General features: G+C 70.1%; 18 protein-coding genes. 4 read left to right on the top strand and 14 right to left on the bottom strand.

Going from position 1 to position 17,949, the window contains the following annotated elements; translation table 11 throughout:
- Positions 1-5: 5 nt before the first annotated feature.
- The 9 genes from ABZ865_RS28100 to clpS all read right to left on the bottom strand — a co-directional run bounded on the left by ABZ865_RS28100 (position 6) and on the right by clpS (position 7,750).
- A complete protein-coding gene (locus ABZ865_RS28100) occupies positions 6-476 on the bottom strand; it encodes a hypothetical protein (protein ID WP_361236038.1) in 471 nt (156 codons plus the stop codon).
- A 136-nt stretch (positions 477-612) separates the two neighbouring features.
- Complete coding sequence (locus tag ABZ865_RS28105) at positions 613-2,682, bottom strand: putative Ig domain-containing protein (RefSeq protein WP_361236041.1); 2,070 nt, start codon at positions 2,680-2,682, stop codon at positions 613-615.
- Between the two features lie 219 nt (positions 2,683-2,901).
- Positions 2,902-3,852, bottom strand: coding sequence for a cysteine synthase (locus tag ABZ865_RS28110; RefSeq protein ID WP_361236044.1), 951 nt, complete (start codon positions 3,850-3,852; stop codon positions 2,902-2,904).
- Positions 3,853-3,869: 17 nt separating this feature from the next.
- Entirely contained in the window at positions 3,870-4,148 is a 279-nt protein-coding gene (locus ABZ865_RS28115) for a MoaD/ThiS family protein (RefSeq protein WP_361236047.1), read from the bottom strand.
- A 96-nt stretch (positions 4,149-4,244) separates the two neighbouring features.
- A complete protein-coding gene (locus tag ABZ865_RS28120) occupies positions 4,245-4,340 on the bottom strand; it encodes a putative leader peptide (RefSeq protein ID WP_023550193.1) in 96 nt (31 codons plus the stop codon).
- A gap of 136 nt (positions 4,341-4,476) precedes the next feature.
- Positions 4,477-4,899 (bottom strand): M67 family metallopeptidase, encoded by a 423-nt coding sequence (locus ABZ865_RS28125; RefSeq protein ID WP_361236051.1) that lies wholly within the window; start codon positions 4,897-4,899, stop codon positions 4,477-4,479.
- A gap of 154 nt (positions 4,900-5,053) precedes the next feature.
- Positions 5,054-6,472 (bottom strand): amino acid permease, encoded by a 1,419-nt coding sequence (locus ABZ865_RS28130; RefSeq protein WP_361236054.1) that lies wholly within the window; start codon positions 6,470-6,472, stop codon positions 5,054-5,056.
- Positions 6,473-6,814: 342 nt separating this feature from the next.
- Positions 6,815-7,420: a DUF2017 domain-containing protein gene (locus ABZ865_RS28135; protein WP_361236057.1), complete on the bottom strand. Its 606-nt coding sequence runs from the start codon at positions 7,418-7,420 to the stop codon at positions 6,815-6,817.
- Between the two features lie 12 nt (positions 7,421-7,432).
- The gene (gene clpS, locus ABZ865_RS28140) at positions 7,433-7,750 is read right to left on the bottom strand and encodes an ATP-dependent Clp protease adapter ClpS (RefSeq protein ID WP_031159507.1); all 318 of its coding nucleotides are present in this window, start codon (positions 7,748-7,750) and stop codon (positions 7,433-7,435) included.
- Between the two features lie 56 nt (positions 7,751-7,806).
- On the opposite strand from clpS, the gene ABZ865_RS28145 reads away from it, so the two are divergent.
- Both ABZ865_RS28145 and ABZ865_RS28150 read left to right on the top strand, forming a co-directional pair.
- The gene (locus ABZ865_RS28145) at positions 7,807-9,153 is read left to right on the top strand and encodes a nicotinate phosphoribosyltransferase (protein ID WP_361236060.1); all 1,347 of its coding nucleotides are present in this window, start codon (positions 7,807-7,809) and stop codon (positions 9,151-9,153) included.
- Between the two features lie 96 nt (positions 9,154-9,249).
- Positions 9,250-9,843, top strand: coding sequence for an isochorismatase family protein (locus ABZ865_RS28150; protein WP_361236063.1), 594 nt, complete (start codon positions 9,250-9,252; stop codon positions 9,841-9,843).
- Positions 9,844-9,846: 3 nt separating this feature from the next.
- Here the strand turns inward: ABZ865_RS28150 and ABZ865_RS28155 are convergent, their stop codons facing one another.
- Positions 9,847-10,227: a hypothetical protein gene (locus tag ABZ865_RS28155; protein ID WP_361236067.1), complete on the bottom strand. Its 381-nt coding sequence runs from the start codon at positions 10,225-10,227 to the stop codon at positions 9,847-9,849.
- A gap of 121 nt (positions 10,228-10,348) precedes the next feature.
- Positions 10,349-12,703, bottom strand: coding sequence for an immune inhibitor A domain-containing protein (locus tag ABZ865_RS28160; protein ID WP_361236070.1), 2,355 nt, complete (start codon positions 12,701-12,703; stop codon positions 10,349-10,351).
- 380 nt (positions 12,704-13,083) lie between these two features.
- Here ABZ865_RS28160 and ABZ865_RS28165 point away from each other — a divergent pair, with 380 nt between their 5' ends.
- Entirely contained in the window at positions 13,084-13,374 is a 291-nt protein-coding gene (locus ABZ865_RS28165; RefSeq protein ID WP_361236073.1) for a hypothetical protein, read from the top strand.
- Positions 13,375-13,466: 92 nt separating this feature from the next.
- Here ABZ865_RS28165 and ABZ865_RS28170 read toward each other — a convergent pair whose 3' ends face one another.
- Together ABZ865_RS28170 and ABZ865_RS28175 are read right to left on the bottom strand one after the other, a co-directional pair.
- Entirely contained in the window at positions 13,467-14,210 is a 744-nt protein-coding gene (locus tag ABZ865_RS28170; protein WP_361236076.1) for an RDD family protein, read from the bottom strand.
- 77 nt (positions 14,211-14,287) lie between these two features.
- Complete coding sequence (locus tag ABZ865_RS28175) at positions 14,288-15,766, bottom strand: RDD family protein (RefSeq protein ID WP_361236079.1); 1,479 nt, start codon at positions 15,764-15,766, stop codon at positions 14,288-14,290.
- Positions 15,767-16,023: 257 nt separating this feature from the next.
- Here ABZ865_RS28175 and ABZ865_RS28180 point away from each other — a divergent pair, with 257 nt between their 5' ends.
- A complete protein-coding gene (locus ABZ865_RS28180; RefSeq protein ID WP_361236083.1) occupies positions 16,024-16,437 on the top strand; it encodes an SsgA family sporulation/cell division regulator in 414 nt (137 codons plus the stop codon).
- Between the two features lie 65 nt (positions 16,438-16,502).
- Here ABZ865_RS28180 and ABZ865_RS28185 read toward each other — a convergent pair whose 3' ends face one another.
- Positions 16,503-17,918, bottom strand: a complete 1,416-nt coding sequence (locus tag ABZ865_RS28185; protein ID WP_361236377.1) for an FAD-linked oxidase C-terminal domain-containing protein — start codon at positions 17,916-17,918, stop codon at positions 16,503-16,505.
- Positions 17,919-17,949: the final 31 nt, after the last annotated feature.

The following is a 17,949-nucleotide window of genomic DNA, read 5'->3' on the forward strand; positions in this document are numbered from 1 at the left end:
GCCTCCTACTGCTTCACCGTCACCGTGACCGTCCACTCCTGGATGCCCTCGCAGGAGACCTGGCCGGGGGCGGTGGGTTCGGCGCACAGCGGGCGGGAGGACGTCAGCTTCGCGGTGCCGGGGTGTACGGCCTTGTAGGCGGCCGTGGCGTCACCCGGCTGGATGACGAAGCCCGCGTTGATCGCCTCCAGGGCGGTGCCGCTCGTCATGACCGGCTTCCAGGGGCGGCTCTTCGTGCCGTCGAGGGTGAGCCGCAGTTCGCCGCCCAGGGTCAGGCAGACGGTGCGGCCGTTGTCGGCGGCGGTCAGTTCCGCGTGGCTGACGCAGGCGCCGCCTTCGGACGTCGTGGCGGAGGGTGACGGCGACACCTTGCCGTTGTCGTCGGTGCCGCTGCCGGGGCCCCCTCCGCTCTGGGAGCCGCAGCCCGCGAGGAGCAGCGCTGCCGCCGCGAGGGCGAGGGGCGTCGTACGGCGCATGGGGTCCGCCTTTCCGCTTCCGTCTCCGCTTCGGTCGTGTGCGGATGAGACGTACCACCGGCGCGAACGGATCCCTCGCGACGCGCGGATCCCGCACACGGACGGCTTCCGTGTGCGGGACCGGGTGGCGTACGGGTCAGCTGGTCGTCAGGGCGGTGTCGTCCACGACGAAGCTGGTCTGGAGGGAGGAGTCCTCCACTCCGCTGAACTTCAGGGTGACCGTCTGGCCCGCGAACGAGGACAGGTCGAAGGTCTTCTGCGCGTACCCGGTGGCGGCGTTGAGGTTCGAGTAGGTCGCCAGGGTGGTCGAACCGGCGGTCACCGTCAGCTTGTCGTACTGGGTGCTGGTGGTGGTCTCGGCGGTGTCGACGTGCAGGTAGAAGGTGAAGGTGGCCCGGCAGCCGGTGGGGACGGTCACCGACTGGGAGAGCGTGTCGGTGTGGGAGGAGCCGTAGCCGTCGAGCCAGGCCTTGTACGAGCCGCCGTGCGCGGCCTCACCGGTGTCGTTGGTGATGACGCCGCTGCTCGCGGTCCACGTGGTGCTGCCCGACTCGAAGCCCGGGTTGCCGAGCAGCTGCGCCGAGGTGCAGGTGCCGCCGGTGGAGGAGACGGTCCAGGTGAAGGAGGTCGAGCCGGAGGCGCCTGTGGAGTCCTTCGCGGTGACGGTGACCTGGTAGGTGCCCGCAGTGGACGCCGTACCGGAGATCAGGCCGGTGGAGCTGTTGATGGACAGGCCGGTCGGCAGGCCGGTGGCGCTGTAGGTGAGGGCCGCGCCCGCGCTGTCGGTGGCGTGGATCTGCAGGCTCGCCGAGCCGCCGGTGGTGGTGGACTGGCTGCCGGGGTTGGTGACGGTCACCGTGTTGCCGCTGGTGGTGCCGGCGGTGAAGGCGGTGGTGCCGTTCGGGGTGCCCCAGCCGGTCGGGCCGTCGTAGCCGGTGCCGGCGGTGCAGAAGTACGAGGTGGAGCAGGAGCCGTTGGAGCCGCTGGTCACGTCGTACAGGTTGCTCGTGTGCTGGTACGGGTACTTCGCCGGGTAGTCGGTCGAGCCCGGGGTGCCCGCGAGGGCGTAGACGCCGGCGACGATCGGGGCGGCGGCGCTGGTGCCGCCGTAGACCGCCCAGCCGGAGCCGCCGTAGGTGTCGTAGACCGCGACGCCGGTGGCCGGGTCGGCGACCGCGGAGACGTCGGCCTCCATGCGCTTGGAGCAGCCGGTGTCGGTCTGCCAGCTCGGCTTCGGGTCGTACGCCGAGCAGCCGGAGCCGGTGCCCTCGGTGGAGCTGGTGTGCCACACCGACTCGCTCCAGCCGCGGGAGTTGGACGCGGTGGTGAGCGCGGTGCCGCCGACGGCGGTCACGTACTGGGAGGTCGCCGGGTACTCGGCGCCGTAGGCGGAGTCACCGGAGGAGACGGTGATGGCGACGCCGGGGTGCTTGAAGTACTGGGTGTCCTCGGTCGTCTGGGAAGAGGCCTCGGAGCCGCCCCAGCTGTTGGAGACGACCTTGGCGCCGAGCGCGACGGCCTCGTTCTCGGCGATGCCGAGGTCGGTGTCGTTCGCGGAGTTGGCCTCGACCAGGATGATGTTGCAGTTGGGGCAGACCGCGCTGACCATGTCGAGGTCGAGCGCCTCTTCGCCGGCCCAACCGGTGTCGTTGGTCGGCAGGTTCGTGGTCGAACCGGTCTGGCTGACCTGCTTGAAGCAGCCGTTGGCCTTGGTGCAGGCGGACAGGCCGTAGGTGGAGCGGTAAGTGCCCAGGTCCGCTTCGGCGTTGGGGTCGTTGTACGCGTCGACGATGGCGACCGTCATGCCGGAGCCGCCCGTGGAGGGCAGGTTGTAGGCGCTGTGCAGGTTGGCCGGGGAGAGGCCGGAGGGGGCCGCGGCGGCCAGCGCGGAGGCGAGCCGCTGCTTGATGTCGGTGCGGCGCTGGGCGAAGCAGGACGCGTGGCCCGGCTCGGCGGTGGCGCACAGATGGGTCGTGGGGACCTTCTGGCCGGGCTTGCCGGTGGTGTGGAAGGTCTGCCGCTCGGGGGCGGTGAGGGCCTTGGCGTTCTGGGTGGCCTTGGTGGTGTGGGGGTGCGCCGCTGTGGGCTGGGCCCCGGCCGTCGGTGCGGCGACGAGGCCGGCGACGGTGAGGGAGAGGGCGGGGAGAGCGACGGCGACGAGTCGTCGCAGGCTCCGTCTCCGCTTGCTCGGGCGTGACTCACGCATGGGGTACTGCCTCCGGTTGACGTGGGGTTTCGCACTGGAGCAGGCCCGTGACGCGCGTAGCGGCGGCGACCGCGCAGCCATGACCATGACACTACGGGAGGACCGTAGCCCTGGCCCGGGAATCACCGGCAGTACCCAAAGAAAATCTTTGCTCGGCTATAGGAATGACTTAGCCCCCTCATGAGAGGGGGCTGACACGCGCTTGAGGCAAGTGAGGCACTAGGCCCAGAGCTGGCCCTGGAGGGTCTCGATGGCCTCTTCCGTGGTGGCCGCCGTGTAGACGCCGGTGGAGAGGTACTTCCAGCCGCCGTCGGCCACGATGAAGACGATGTCGGCGCTCTCGCCCGCCTTGAGGGCCTTCTTGCCGACGCCGATCGCCGCGTGCAGGGCGGCGCCGGTGGAGACGCCCGCGAAGATGCCCTCCTGCTGGAGGAGTTCACGGGTGCGGGTGACCGCGTCCGCCGAGCCGACCGAGAAGCGGGTGGTGAGCACGGAGGCGTCGTACAGCTCCGGTACGAAGCCCTCGTCGAGGTTGCGCAGGCCGTAGACCAGGTCGTCGTAGCGCGGTTCGGCGGCGACGATCTTCACGTCCGGCTTGTGCTCGCGCAGGAAGCGGCCGACGCCCATCAGGGTGCCGGTGGTGCCGAGGCCCGCGACGAAGTGGGTGATCGAGGGGAGGTCGGCGAGGATCTCCGGGCCGGTCGTGGCGTAGTGGGCGCCCGCGTTGTCCGGGTTGCCGTACTGGTAGAGCATCACCCAGTCGGGGTGCTCGGCGGCCAGCTCCTTGGCCACGCGCACGGCGGTGTTGGAGCCGCCCGCGGCCGGGGAGGAGATGATCTCGGCGCCCCACATGCCGAGCAGGTCCCGGCGCTCCTGCGAGGTGTTCTCCGGCATCACGCACACCATGCGGTAGCCCTTGAGCTTGGCCGCCATGGCCAGCGAGATGCCGGTGTTGCCGGAGGTGGGCTCCAGGATCGTGCAGCCCGGGGTGAGCCGGCCGTCCTTCTCCGCCTGCTCGATCATGTGCAGCGCGGGGCGGTCCTTGACCGAGCCGGTCGGGTTGCGGTCCTCCAGCTTGGCCCAGATGCGGACGTCCGGGGACGGCGAGAGCCGCGGCAGGCGCACCAGGGGGGTGTTGCCCACCGCGGCCAGCGGGGAGTCGTAGCGCATCGCTGCTCAGCGACCGATCAGCGCATGCCGCCGGCGACCGCCGGCAGGATCGTCACGGTGTCGCCGTCGGACAGCTTGGTGTTGATGCCGTCGACGAAGCGGACGTCCTCGTCGTTCAGGTAGACGTTGACGAAGCGGCGCAGCTGGCCCTCGTCCACGATGCGGGCCTGGATGCCCGCGTGCCGGCTCTCGAGGTCGGCGAACAGGTCGGCGAGGGTGTCACCGCTGCCCTCCACCGCCTTCTGACCGTCGGTGTACTGGCGGAGGATGGTCGGGATGCGGACCTCGATGGCCATGGTGGCGGGCTCCTGTCGGAAAAGGTGTGGTTCGACGATTCGGTGTGGGCGCGCGGCAGCGCGCCGCGGCTCACGGCCGTACGGCGGCAGGGAGCGTCAACAGATGGCGCTGTTCAGCCTGCACAGGTCGACGTGCAGCCGCGCCACGAGCAGCATGCCCGGCGCTTTCTCGCTCACGTCGTTCAGAACCATGGGCTCATCGTATCGATTCCCGGTCCGGGTCCTGGAATGTGATCTCGCATGGTGGATGAACTCTGACCGAACTGTGGTCAGGTCACCCCCTGGGCCGCGCTCGGCGCCCCTCTCGTACGCGCCTGGTACGCCCCCACTAGTACGCCTCCACGACCTTGACCTCCTCCTCCATGACCTCGCCCTCCACGATCCGGAACGAGCGGAACTGGAAGTCGCCGAGCCCGTCGGTGTCGGCGGTGGAGACCAGGACGTAGTGGGCGCCCGGCTCGTTGGCGTAGGAGATGTCGGTGCGGGAGGGGTAGGCCTCGGTCGCGGTGTGGGAGTGGTAGACGACCACCGGGTCCTCGTCGCGGTCGTCCATCTCGCGGTAGAGCTTGAGGAGGTCGCCGGAGTCGAACTCGTAGAACGTCGGCGACATGGCGGCGTTCAGCATCGGGATGAAGCGCTCGGGGCGGTCCGAGCCCGCCGGGCCCGCGACGACGCCGCACGCCTCGTCGGGGTGGTCCTTGCGCGCGTGCGCGACGATCTGGTCGACGAGGGCCTGGGTGATGGTCAGCATGGGGGTCAGGATAAGCAGATGGGCCGCCCCGTACCGAGGTGTGGTACAGGGCGGCCCACATGGTGGACGTCCTGAGCGGCAGCCGCCGGGAGCGCCACGAGTACTCCCGGCGGCCGGACGTCCAGGGGGTGGTCTCCCCGGGCTTCCCGAGGGGTCAGCCCACGTTCTCGAAGACCTGCTCCTGACGGTCGGCGATCCCCGGCGTGCGGTTCTTCAGGAACAGCCAGCCGATGCCGAGCGCGACCGCCCAGACGGCCATCACGTACAGGCAGACGCGGGAGTCGGCATCGTACGCGATCAGGCCGGTGACGAAGAGCAGGAAGGCGATGGCGATGTACGAGCACACCGCGCCGCCCGGCGCCGGGAAGGACGAGGCGGGCAGCCGGCCCGAGACCACCGCGCGGCGGTAGAGCACGTGGCTGACCAGGATCATCAGCCAGGTCCAGATGCCGGCCGCGGTGGCGACGGAGGTGACGTAGCCGAACGCCTTCTCCGGGACGATGTAGTTGAGGATCACGCCGATGCCCATGAAGGCCACCGAGACGGTGATGCCGAGCGCCGGGGTCTTGGTGGCGGACAGCTTGGAGAAGACGCGCGGCGCCTCGCCGTTGTCCGCGAGGGTGCGCAGCATGCGGCCCGTGGAGTACATGCCCGAGTTGCAGGACGACAGGGCCGCGGTGAGCACCACGAAGTTGACGATGCCGGCGCCGGCCGGGATGCCGATCATGGCGAACGCCTTCACGAAGGGGCTGACGCCCGCCGCGAACTGGGTCCACTTGACCACGCACAGGATGACCGTGAGCGCACCGACGTAGAAGAGGGCGATACGCCAGGGCAGGGTGTTGATCGCCTTCGGGAGCGTCTTCTCCGGGTTCTCGGACTCGCCCGCGGTCACACCGACCAGCTCGACGGCGAGGTAGGCGAACATCACGCCCTGCAGGGTCATCAGCGAGGAGCCGATGCCCTTGGGGAAGAAGCCGTCGAACTGCCACAGGTTGGACACGGAGGCGGTGTCACCGGCGGCGCTGAAGCCGAAGGTGAGCACGCCGAGACCGATCACGATCATGCCGACCAGGGCGGTGACCTTGACCATGGAGAACCAGAACTCGATCTCGCCGAACAGCTTCACCGAGATCAGGTTGGCCACGAACAGGACGACCAGGAAGACCAGCGCCGTCACCCACTGAGGGACGGCCGGGAACCAGTAGTTGACGTAGATCGCGGCGGCCGTCAGTTCGGCCATACCGGTGACGACCCACATCAGCCAGTACGTCCAGCCGGTGAAGTAACCGAAGAACGGGCCCAGGAACTCGCGGGAGTACTCCGCGAAGGAACCGGAGACCGGGCGGTAGAGCAGCAGCTCGCCGAGTGCCCGCATGATGAAGAAGATGATCACGCCCGCGAGGGCGTACATCAGGATGAGGCTGGGACCGGCCTTGGCGATGTTCGCCCCGGCTCCCAGGAACAGGCCGACGCCGATGGCGCCGCCGATCGCGATCATCTGGACCTGACGGCTGCCGAGCCCGCGCTCGTAGCCCTCCTCTGGGGCTTCGGTGACCCTCTCAGAGGTCATGTGTGTGTGCGCCTTTCTCCATGCCGACCCGGGCCTTTCGTCGGCCTCGGATCGGGTTTCGATCCCCCCGGATTGATGGAGCTGAGCGGGTTTCACTCACCCGCCCGTGCCTGGCCGACGGTCGCCGGCGCGGTGGCGCACCCGCCGAACATGGGTGGTGTTCGGTCGGGCGGTCGTGAAGATTTATCACGGCCGCAATATTCAGCGCAGGGGGCCGCTGTGGCGTATCACACAGGAAGAAGCGGACAAAGAGCGCACAAGCATGACAGAACAGGCCGCAACGGTGACGCGATCGTTATCCGGATTTGAGCGTCCTCTGAGCGAACAAAAAAACGCCGCAAATTACGGCATAAGGGTGGTCACGAGCGTCTCCTGGAGGCCGCCCAGCCACAGATAGGCCAGCACCATCGGCTTGCGCGGGTCCTCCTCCGGCAGCCGGAAGAGCAGATCGGTGTCGTCCTCGTCGGTGATCTCCAGGCGGGCGCCGATCGCCAGCCGGAGGTCGTTGAGGGCGCCGAGCCACTGCCGGGACTCGTCCGGGGCGAGCTTCAGGACCGTGCCGCTCTCGTCCACCGGGGCCAGCGCGTCCAGGCTGCGGATCACCGCGAGGGCGTTGTCCCGCTTGCCGGCCCGGAGGTCGTTCTCGGTGTAGCGGCGGAACTCGGCGGAGTGGACCTGCTGCTCCTCGGCCGCGGCCGGGGAGTCGGGCGCCTTCTCCGGGTCGCTGTAGGCGTCCGGGAAGAGCCTTCTGAGGACCGGGTCGGCGGGCGGCTCGCTCGGGCCCTCGGCGAACAACTCGGCGAGCGGGTCGGCGGGGGCGTCCTCGGCGGGGCCGGGCCCGATGAGCTCCAGGAGCTGGACCGCCAGCGACCGGATGATGGAGATCTCGACGTCGTCGAGCGCGACGGCCGCGCCGCCGCCGGGGAGCGGTTCGAAGTGTCCTGGCATCTGAGTGGGTCGCTACTTCCGGTCCTGCTGCAGGGTGGCCCACAGACCGTAGCCGTGCATGGCCTGCACGTCGCGTTCCATCTCCTCGCGCGTGCCGCTGGAGACGACCGCCCGGCCCTTGTGGTGGACGTCCAGCATCAGCTTGGTGGCCTTGTCCTTGGTGTAGCCGAAGTACATCTGGAAGACGTACGTCACATAGCTCATGAGGTTGACCGGGTCGTTGTGGACGATCGTGACCCAGGGGACGTCGGGTTCGGGTACGGCGAAGACCTCCTCCGCCGACTCGGTGCGTTCGATCTCTACGGGCGCGGGTGACGTCACAGTGCCCATGCTGCCACGCTCGCGATAAATCGTCACACTGACGAAAATGGAGTACCATCCTCGTCATGAACACAGCGGACCTTGGGCTGCCGGTGGACGTTCCCTCGACGGCGCTCTTCACGGACCAGTACGAGCTGACCATGCTGCAGGCCGCGCTGAAGGCCGGTACGGCCCTGCGGCGCAGCGTGTTCGAGGTCTTCACCCGGCGACTGCCCGAGGGGCGCCGCTACGGCGTGGTGGCGGGCACCGGGCGGGTCCTGGACGCGGTCGAGAACTTCCGCTTCGACGAGGGTGTCCTGGGCTTTCTGCGCGAGCGGAAGATCGTCGACGAGGAGACCCTCGACTGGCTCGCCGGATACCGCTTCAGCGGTGACATCTGGGGCTACCCCGAGGGTGAGGTCTACTTCCCGGGCTCGCCGATCATGCGGGTCGAGGGCAGCTTCGCCGAGTGCGTGCTGCTGGAGACCGTGATCCTCTCGATCCTCAACCACGACTCGGCGATCGCGGCCGCCGCCTCCCGGATGGCCTCCGCCGCGGGCGACCGGCCGCTGATCGAGATGGGCGCCCGCCGCACCCACGAGCTGGCCGCCGTGGCCGCCGCGCGCGCCGCGTACGTCGGCGGCTTCGCCACCACCTCCGACCTGGCGGCGGGCTTCCGCTACGGCATCCCGACCGTCGGCACCTCCGCGCACGCCTTCACCCTGCTGCACGACCGGGAGCGGGACGCCTTCCAGGCCCAGGTGAACACCCTCGGCCGGGGCACGACCCTCCTGGTGGACACCTACGACGTGGCCGAGGCGGTCCGTACGGCGCTGGAGGTGGCCGGGACCGAGCTGGGCGCGGTCCGGATCGACTCCGGCGACCTGCTGCTCGTCGCCCACCGGGTGCGGCAGCAGCTGGACGAGCTGGGCGCGCGGAACACGAAGATCGTCGTGACCTCGGACCTGGACGAGTACGCGATCGCCTCGCTCGCGGCGGCACCGGTGGACGCGTACGGCGTCGGCACCCAGCTGGTGACCGGCTCCGGGCACCCGACCTGCTCGATGGTCTACAAGCTGGTCGCGCGTGCCGAGTCCGCCGATCCGGCGGAGCCGCTGGTGCCAGTCGCGAAGAAGGCCAGCAGCGGCAAGACGTCCCTCGGCGGGCGCAAGTGGGCGGCGCGCCGGCTGGACCCGGAGGGGGTGGCCGAGGCCGAGGTGGTGGGCACCGGGCCGGTGCCGGACGAGCTGGCCGATCGGCAGCTGCTGGTGCAGCTGGTCAAGGGCGGCGAGGTGGTCGCGCGCGAGCCGCTCGACGCGCCCCGGGAGCGGCACATCGCGGCGCGGGCGAACCTTCCGCTGTCCGCTACCCAGCTGTCGCGAGGGGAACCCGTCATTCCGACGGAGTACGTCAACGTGCGGTCGGGTAGCTAGATCGGGACGTCGTCCGCAGCCGTGAAGGCCCTCTCCCGCTGGGGCCGCAAAGTCTCTAGGCTCAATTACTTAACCCACAGTCGAAGGACACCCACCATGCGTCGCGCCTTGATCGTCGTAGATGTGCAGAACGACTTCTGCGAGGGGGGCAGCCTCGCGGTGGCCGGTGGTGCCGACGTGGCCGCCGCCATCACCGAGCTGATCGGCCAGGCGGCGGGTGCTGGGTACCGCCATGTGGTCGCCACCCGTGACCACCACATCGCGCCGGGTGGGCACTTCGCGGACAACCCCGACTACGTGCACTCCTGGCCCGCGCACTGTGTCGCGGGCACGGAGGGGGTCGGCTTCCACCCGAACTTCGCGCCCGCGGTCGCCTCCGGCGCGGTGGACGCGGTGTTCGACAAGGGTGCGTACTCCGCGGCCTACAGCGGCTTCGAGGGCGCCGACGAGAACGGCGTCCCCCTCGCGGAGTGGCTGCGCGCCCGCGACATCAGCGAGGTCGACGTGGTCGGCATAGCCACCGACCACTGTGTGCGCGCCACCGCGCTGGACGCGGTGAGAGAGGGCTTCCGCACGCAGGTCCTCCTGGACCTCACCGCGGGTGTCTCGCCGGAGACCACCGAGCGAGCCCTGGAGGAGCTGCGCGAGGCGGGCGTGGAACTCACCGGCAAGCCGGTCGTCAGCGGTTAGCCGTCAGCTGTTGGCGGCCAGCGAGCCGCCGGCGGGCTGGACGACGGCGGCCTTCGGCGGGACCGGCACCGCGGGACCCCGGAGCAGGGCTCGGATGGGGTGCCACAGCTCGGGTGCGGTGACGCTGTTGTCCGGTGTGGTGCGCCATATGAGGCCGTCGGGGTGGTGGAGCACCGCCGTGATCTCGTCCGGGGTCGGCGGGGCGGCGTTGCCCCGCAGGTAGATCGCGCGCAAGCCCAGGTTGCGGAGCCTGGTCAGGGCTCGGGCGCGGTTCTGGGCGTGCACCAGGACCCGTACCCCGGTCGTGCCGTCGGCGACATGCGGCAGGTTGAGTGCCACCACCACCGTGCCGTTCGGCAGCTTGCAGAAGCCTCCTGCGGCCATGAAGTCACATCCCCGTTTCGTTCGGCGTCAATAAGCGAGCCATAGGACGCACCTAAACACGATCGGCGGCGACCCGCCAGGGGGTCACCGCCGATACGCTTCTGACCTGCGGAAATACCGCTTACTTCACCGCGGGGCCGACCTTGAGCAGGATCGTGGAGCCGTCCTTGGCCTCCTTGACGATCTTGATCTTGGTATTGGTGTCAGTGATCTTGACACCGGCGGTCGGGGTCGACGGGTCGTAGTACGTGCTGGCGTGGTCGTTGAACACCGACACGCCCTTCGACGACTTGATCTTCGTCACGACGTCCGCGTTGTGCAGCGTGATGCCGTCGGTGCCGTACAGGCTGAACGGGGAGTCATAGGACTGGATGCGGGTGCGCATCAGCGTGCCGTCGGACCACTTCAGGGCCTTCGGGTGCGAGTCGACCGGCAGGACCAGGCCGACACCCGGGTGGACGCTGGTGTTGTTGTCCGCCTGGGAGGTGTCCCACTTCCAGATCAGCAGGCCGTTCTGGTACGGGTAGTGCTCCACCCAGTCCGGACGGGTCGTCGAGAAGCCGAAGTTGTACGGGCCGACCTTGAGGGTCTTGTCGTACGAGACGTACTGGCGGTTCTCGGCGATGTAGTACTGCGCGTAGTCCTTGGTGAAGGACGCGCCGATCCGGGAGAAGCCGCTCGCGGTCCAACCGGCGTCCGCGCTCTCGGCGTTGTCCGAGAACACCGTCGCGCCGTCCGCGGTCAGCGTGATCTCGTCCGCCGCGAAGCCCTTCTGCGCCACACCGCCGTCGGTCTGGTAACGGAAGCGGACGTCGATCTTCTTGCCCGCGTAGGCGTCCAGCGAGTACGACAGCTTCTTGTACGCGTCGACCGTGCCGGTCAGTGCCGGCGCACCGCTGGCGTCACGCGGGATGGCCTGGCCGTCCACCGTGCCGTCGAGCGCGGTCCAGTTGGCGCCACCGTCCGTCGACACCTCGGCGTAGAGGAAGTCGTAGTTGGCCTCGATGTCGTACCAGCCGTCCAGGGTCAGTGCGGCCGAGGACTTGCCGGTGAGGTCCACCGAACGGGTCAGCGTGTTCTTGAGGTTGTCGCCGCTGCCGCTCCACCACTGGATCGCACCCTGCGCCGGGGCGACGATCGTGGTGGTGACCGCCTTGTCCGGCAGGGAGACCACGAGGGCCTGCTTGTCCCAGGTGTTGTACTCGGCGACACCCAGCTTGTGCGTGGACTGCTTGCCCGCCTTGGCCGTGTCGTAGTTCAGCCAGCCGAGCTGCAGCTTGTCCCAGGCGCTGAAGTCGCCCGGCAGGTCACCGATGGAGTCCTTGCCCCGGCCGAGCCAGGAGCCGGAGGACATCAGGGTCCAGAAGCCGGTGGAGTTGTCGCCGTTGCCGGTGGTGTCGTAGTGGTCCGGCAGGCCGAGATCGTGGCCGTACTCGTGCGCGAAGACGCCGAGGCCGCCGTTCTCCGGCTGGATGGTGTAGTCGCCGACCCAGATGCCGGTGTCGCCGATCTGCGCGCCGCCCAGCTTGTTGTTCGCGGGACCGGTGGAGCCCGCGTCGGTGCCGAAGGCGTACCAGCGGTGCGCCCAGATCGCGTCCTTGCCCTGGGCGCCGCCGCCCGCGGACTCGTCCTCACCGGCGTGCACGATCTGGAAGTGGTCGATGTAGCCGTCGGGCTCGTTGAAGTTGCCGTCGCCGTCGTAGTCGTAGCGGTCCCACTGGTCGTACTTGGCCAGGTCCGCCTTGATCTGCGCGTCGGTCCTGCCGGCCGCCTTCTGCTTGGCCACCCAGGAGGTCACGCCGTCGCTGACGACGTTCCACACGCTCGGGCAGTTCGTGGAGCCGCAGGCGTTGTTGCCGTAACGGGCCTCGTTGTAGGGCACCTTGACCCAGTCGGAGACCTCGCCGGACACCGAGTAGCGGCCCGAGGACTCCTTCTCGTAGAACTTCTTCATCGACTCGACGTTCTTGCCGGTGCCGAAGTAGAGGTCCTGGTAGTGCTTCCGGTTGTAGTCCTTCTGCCAGGCCGTGCTGTTGTCCTTCTTGCGGTCCGGCGCGGCGATCTTGTTGTGCAGCGGGCCCGCGGTGCCGCCGAACTTGGGGTCCGTCTGGTTCCCGAACTCCACGAGGATCGTGAAGATCTTGTCGGTCTTCTCGCGGCTCAGCTCGACGTACTTGCTGTCGCCCTTCTTGCTCTTGAGCTGGACGACCTTGGAGCCGTTACGCTCCTGCGCCTTGGCCTTGCCCGATATGAGCTGGTTCAGGGCCTCCTGGCGCTGGGCCTCCTGGGTCTTGCTCAGAGGGCCGTCGAGGTCGTGCTCCTGCTGCTTCACCGGGGCCGGGTCGTGCCGGTTCGCGGCTGCCGACGCGGCCGTGGTGCTCGCCTCCGCGACCGCGAAGGTCGCGAAGCCGGCGGAAGCCGTGGCGAGTACGACACCGATCGCCGCGGCTCTGAACGTCCAGGGTCTGCTGGTCACTTGAGGTCCTCCCCCGCGCCGCGCACGCGGACAGGGGGATCCTGGTCATGGATGGGTCCGCGGGCGCACGATCAACGCGTGTAATCAAGTGACGACATTTGACTAGAGGTTTAGAAGAAAAGACAAGATCTTGACTTGCCATGGACAAGTGCACTATGCGGAGCCGACGTTCGGTTTAACGGACAGCTCGATGACCGCCCAACGGGCGCGTGAGTCTGCCCACTTGCCGGACCCCATGACTCCGTGCGCCCCCCGTGCACCGGTACCGTGGGTTAGGTCACGCTTACCGGCCGTCCCGGTCGGGCATGCACGCCAAGAGACACGCAGGCCCAGAGAATCGAATGGCGCCCCCATCTTCACCTAGCGAGGACACGATTGCCATGCCTCGTCCGACCGCCGCACAGTTCGCCTACGGTTCGTGCACCGTGATCTTCTCGACGCTCGCCATGCTGCTGTTGTCCCAGACGAGTTCGGGCCTCGGGATCGCCGTCATCGCCCTGGCCGCGCTCGCGCTCGGGCTGCTCGTGGCCATGACCGTGCCCCTGCCCCGTCCGCGTACGGACGCGACGCCGACCGCGCCCGCGGCGGAGCCGGAGGCCGCGCGGGTGCCCGCGCCGCGCGAGCCGGTCGCCGCGACGGCCGAACCGGTGCGCGAACCGACGGCGCCCTGAAGGGCATACGGAGCACACACGTGAGCGGCGGATCCGGGCATCGTGCCGGACCCGCCGCTCAGGTATGAGACAGGCGCCCTACCACCGGGGCCTCAACGGGTGCTGACCACCACCGTCTTGGCCGCCTTGTCGTGCAGGCCCTGTTTGTACGGCTTGTCGAAGAAGCTCCAGCCGCCGCAGATCGCGGTCCAGACGCAGGCACAGCAGAAGGCGAACGGGATCCACAGGACCAGGGCGCGGGTGAGCGAGGTCTGCGTCGAGGGGGTGGAGCCGTTCTCCAGGTTGGCCACCCGCATGCTGAGCCACTTCTTGCCGAGGGTCTGTCCCGTCTTGGCGATCAGAATCGTGTCGTAGGCGACGTAGAGGACGGCGGCGGTGATCGACTGCGCGAAGGACTTGCCGACCTCGATCTTGTCCCCGTTCACCTCGTACTCGCGAACGCCGAACGCCCAGGTGAGCAGCCAGACGACGATGCCCACGAGGATCATGTCGATGATGCGGGCGAGGGTGCGCCTGCCGCTGTCGGCGAGCGGGGGCATGCCGGCGAGGGGGTCGGCGGGGTAGCCGCCCTGGCCGTAGGGACCGCCGCCACCGCCGTACGGGGGCGGTTGCTGACCGCCGTAGGGAGGCGGCTGCTCGCCGCCCGGAGGCGGGGGCGGGCCGCCGGGCGGGGGCGGGCCACCGGGTGGGGGCTGGCCGCCGGGGGGCGGGGGTTGCTGGGATCCGTACGGGGTGTCGTACGGCGAGCCCGCCCTCTCGTCCGACGGGGGCCGCTTCTTGAACGGGTCTTCTTCGGGGGGCTGTTCTCCGGAGCCGGGGGGCGGTTCGCTGCTCATGGCCCGAGTGCACCGCGACCGCCCCGGTTCCGCACGCCAAGAGCCGCCGTACGGGGGAGGACGGGCGGGCCGGACGGTCAGCCCGCGACGAAGGTGTGGGCCGCCTTGTCGTGCCAGCACTGGCGCCAGGGCCGGTCGAACAGGCACCACAGCACGCCGACGATCCCGATGCCGAGCAGACCGGGAACGCTGTAGACCAGCCAGCGGCGCAGGGCCGCGCCGAACGTCGGCGGCTCGTGGGCCTCGATGTCCCGCACCTCCACACCGCACAGCTTCTTGCCGAGGGTGCGGCCCCACTTTGCGGTCGGCAGCACCTCGTACAGGACGCCGACGACGAGGAGGACGGCGAGGACGATGCCGAGGGAGGTGCCGGTGGTGCCGTCGAGCAGCCAGACGGTGACGGTACGGCCGGACAGCTTGGCCTCGTCGATCTTGTGCTGGACGTGGTCGAGGGCCTTGGTGCCGAGCGGGACCGCCGCAGCGGCCGTGACGGCACCGAGGATCACGCTGTCGATCAGGCGGGCGGCGAGGCGCTTGCCGAGTCCGGCCGGTCGGGCCGCGGCCTGTCGGCGGGCGGCCGCCTGGAACGGGTCCTCCACCACCGGCTTCCACGGCGCCACGGGCTGCTCGTCCGCCCCGCCGGCCAGCTGGTGCACCTGCTGCGCCCAGGAGGCCTGACCGCCACCGGGACCCGAGGTCACCGGGCCCGCGGCCCCGCCCTGCTGCGGCACCGACGGGGCTACGGCCGCTGCGGAACCCTGGGGCGTCTGCGCGCCCGCGGCCCGGGCGGCGGCCGCCTTCCCGGCCCCGAAACCGGAGGCCGCGGCAGGCGATCCGGACTGTGCGGCAGGCGATCCGGCCTGCGCGGAGGGCGCCGCCCCCACCGGCCCCTGTTCCCCGAAGCCACCGGCGGCGGCCCCGCCCGCCGCCGGACCGAAGCCGCCCGCACCGGAGTTGGGTGCCTGCGCGCCGGGGCCGGCCGCCACCGGGCCGGAGGTCTGCGGGCCGAAGGCCGGACCGGGGTCCGCCGAGCGTGGGTCGGTGCCGTGCGCCCCGAAGCCGGGCGTGCCGGAGGCCGCCGGACCCGAAGGCTGGGCGGCGGAGCCGTCGGCGGCGGGTCGGCCGGAGGTGCCGGGGTGCGCGCCCGGTGTCGGGCGGAAGGTCATCGTGCCGTCGTCCTGGACGGCCGCGGGGCCCGGGACCGGGCGCCGGAAGATGAACGTGCCGGGGTCGGGGGCCGCGCCCTCCTCCTGCTGCTGCGGGAGGGGCGACTCCGCGGGGATCCTCGGGTCGGTGCCCCAGGGCTGCTGCTGCCCGGAGGCCCCCGGCCGCAGGTCCTCGTCGAAGAAGTGCGGGCCCGTCTCCTCCACGGCCGGGGCGGCGGGACGGACGCCGGGCGGCGGGGTGAGCGGTTCGCCGTCCTTCGGCGCCGGCCGGCTGGTGCCCGGCACCCAGGAGGCGCCGTTCCAGTACCGGACGTAGCCGGGGATGGACGGGTCCGGGTAGTAGCCCTCGCGGGGCCTGTCGTCACCGGGGGCCGGGGTTGGGGCGCTCATGTCCGTCGTCCCGTATCTGCTCGGGGGTGGTAAGGGGGCTCCACATCTATCAGACGCGGGCTCCCGCCACCGCCAGTCCCGCCGGACCCACCCCTTTCCGGGCGACGCCGGGCACGCCTCTCGCACGTCCGCGCACATCTCCACGCGCACCTCACGAAAAGAATTTCCCGGAACCCGCGTAATGGCCGCGCACCTGCCCCCTCTCTCCTGGCACGGGCCCACTCCGAGCGGCCCCCGCGAGAGAGGAAACGCAGGTCATGCAGCACACGGTGGTGGAGCGCGAACTCGAACTGAAGCTCATCCTTTCGCCCGAGCGGAGCGTCCCGGTCCAGGCCCGGCTCGGTTACCGCTCGGACGACCCCTACGCGGTGCACATCACGTTCCACATCAACTCCGAGTCCCCCGTCAACTGGACGTTCGCCCGGGAACTCCTGGTGGAGGGGGTGTTCCGGCCGTGCGGGCGCGGGGACGTGCGGGTGTGGCCGACGAAGGCCGACGGGCGCAGTGTCGTCCTGATGGCGCTGAGTTCGCCCGACGGCGACGCCCTGCTGGAAGCCCCGACGCCGCAGGTGTCGGCCTGGCTGGAACGCACGCTGCGGGTGGTGCCCCCGGGGACGGAGGGCGAGCAGCTGAGGATCGACGACGCGCTCGACCAACTGCTCGCCCAGTGAGGCCGGTGGGGCCGGCAAAGGCCGGTGGGGCCGGTGAGACCAGTGCCGCGGGCGCCCGCGCGAGGTCAGAACAGCTTGCCCGGGTTGAGGATGCCGAGCGGGTCGAAGACCTGCTTGACCGCCCGCTGCATCTCCATCCCGACCGGCCCGATCTCCCGCGCCAGCCACTCCTTCTTCAGGACGCCCACGCCGTGCTCGCCGGTGATGGTGCCGCCGAGTTCGAGACCGAGGGCCATGATCTCGTCGAAGGACTCGCGGGCGCGCCGGGACTCGTCGGGGTCCTGGGCGTCGAAGCAGACGGTGGGGTGTGTGTTGCCGTCGCCCGCGTGGGCGCAGACCCCGATGGTCAGCCCGTACTTCTCGGCGATCCGGTCGATCCCCTCCAGCATCGCGCCGAGCTTGGAGCGGGGCACGCACACGTCGTCGATCATCGTCGTGCCCTTGACCGCCTCCAGCGCGGTCAGCGAGAGCCGCCGGGCCTGCAGCAGGAGTTCGGACTCGGCGGCGTCCTCGGCGGGGACCACCTGGGTGGCTCCGGCGGCCTCGCACAGGGCGCCGAGTGCGGCGAGGTCGGCGGTGGGGTCCGGGGTGTCGAAGGCGGCCAGCAGCAGTGCCTCGGTGGTCTCGGGCAGGCCCATGTGGGCGAGGTCGTTGACCGCCTTCACGGTCGTACGGTCCATCAGTTCGAGGAGGGACGGCACATGACCGCCCTCCATGATCCGGCACACGGCGTCGCAGGCGGTGGCGGCGGAGCCGAACTCGGCGGCCAGCACCAGCTGCTGGGGCGGCTTGGGCCGCAGGCCCAGGACGGCGCGGACGACGATGCCGAGCGAGCCCTCGGAGCCGACGAAGAGCCGCGTGAGGTCGTAGCCGGCCACGCCCTTGGCGGTGCGACGGCCGGTGGACATCAGGCGGCCGTCGGCGAGGACGACCTCCAGGCCGAGGACGTACTCCGCCGTCACCCCGTACTTCACACAGCACAGCCCGCCGGAGGCCGTGCCGATGTTGCCGCCGATGGTGCACATCTCCCAGCTGGAGGGGTCCGGCGGGTAGTACAGGCCGTGTTCCTCGACCGCCCGGGACAGGGTGGCGTTGATGACGCCCGGCTCGACCACGGCGATGCGGTCGACGGGGCTGATCTCCAGGATGCGGTCCATCTTGGTGAGGGACAGCACGATGCAGCCGTCGGTGGCGTTGGCACCGCCGGACAGGCCGGAGCGGGCGCCCTGCGGGACGACCGGGACGCGCAGCTCGGTGGCGGTGCGCATGACGTGCTGGACCTGTTCGACCGTGCGCGGCAGCACGACCACCGCCGGGGCGCCGGCCGGGCAGAAGCTCGCCATGTCGTTGGCGTAGGACGCGGTGACGTCGGGGTCGGTCAGCACGGCCTCGGCGGGCAGGCCGGCCAGGAGCCGGTCGGTGAGGTTACCGGTGTGCGCGACGTCGTCGTCGCGGGGTGCTTCGATACGGCTCATGATCACAGCGTCGCACTCGGGGCCATCGGTGTGAACC

Source organism: Streptomyces sp. NPDC047085, from assembly GCF_040643735.1.
Classification (GTDB): Bacteria; Actinomycetota; Actinomycetes; order Streptomycetales; family Streptomycetaceae; genus Streptomyces.

Coding starts and splice junctions, on each gene's coding strand:
- ABZ865_RS28175 (WP_361236079.1), bottom strand. CDS start 15,766: ATGAGCGCCCCAACCCCGGCCCCCGGTGACGACAGGCCCCGCGAGGGC.
- ABZ865_RS28165 (WP_361236073.1), top strand. CDS start 13,084: ATGCCTCGTCCGACCGCCGCACAGTTCGCCTACGGTTCGTGCACCGTG.
- ABZ865_RS28130 (WP_361236054.1), bottom strand. CDS start 6,472: ATGACCTCTGAGAGGGTCACCGAAGCCCCAGAGGAGGGCTACGAGCGC.
- ABZ865_RS28150 (WP_361236063.1), top strand. CDS start 9,250: ATGCGTCGCGCCTTGATCGTCGTAGATGTGCAGAACGACTTCTGCGAG.
- ABZ865_RS28105 (WP_361236041.1), bottom strand. CDS start 2,682: ATGCGTGAGTCACGCCCGAGCAAGCGGAGACGGAGCCTGCGACGACTC.
- ABZ865_RS28135 (WP_361236057.1), bottom strand. CDS start 7,420: ATGCCAGGACACTTCGAACCGCTCCCCGGCGGCGGCGCGGCCGTCGCG.
- clpS (WP_031159507.1), bottom strand. CDS start 7,750: ATGGGCACTGTGACGTCACCCGCGCCCGTAGAGATCGAACGCACCGAG.
- ABZ865_RS28180 (WP_361236083.1), top strand. CDS start 16,024: ATGCAGCACACGGTGGTGGAGCGCGAACTCGAACTGAAGCTCATCCTT.
- ABZ865_RS28100 (WP_361236038.1), bottom strand. CDS start 476: ATGCGCCGTACGACGCCCCTCGCCCTCGCGGCGGCAGCGCTGCTCCTC.
- ABZ865_RS28170 (WP_361236076.1), bottom strand. CDS start 14,210: ATGAGCAGCGAACCGCCCCCCGGCTCCGGAGAACAGCCCCCCGAAGAA.
- ABZ865_RS28110 (WP_361236044.1), bottom strand. CDS start 3,852: ATGCGCTACGACTCCCCGCTGGCCGCGGTGGGCAACACCCCCCTGGTG.
- ABZ865_RS28125 (WP_361236051.1), bottom strand. CDS start 4,899: ATGCTGACCATCACCCAGGCCCTCGTCGACCAGATCGTCGCGCACGCG.
- ABZ865_RS28115 (WP_361236047.1), bottom strand. CDS start 4,148: ATGGCCATCGAGGTCCGCATCCCGACCATCCTCCGCCAGTACACCGAC.
- ABZ865_RS28145 (WP_361236060.1), top strand. CDS start 7,807: ATGAACACAGCGGACCTTGGGCTGCCGGTGGACGTTCCCTCGACGGCG.
- ABZ865_RS28155 (WP_361236067.1), bottom strand. CDS start 10,227: ATGGCCGCAGGAGGCTTCTGCAAGCTGCCGAACGGCACGGTGGTGGTG.
- ABZ865_RS28120 (WP_023550193.1), bottom strand. CDS start 4,340: ATGGTTCTGAACGACGTGAGCGAGAAAGCGCCGGGCATGCTGCTCGTG.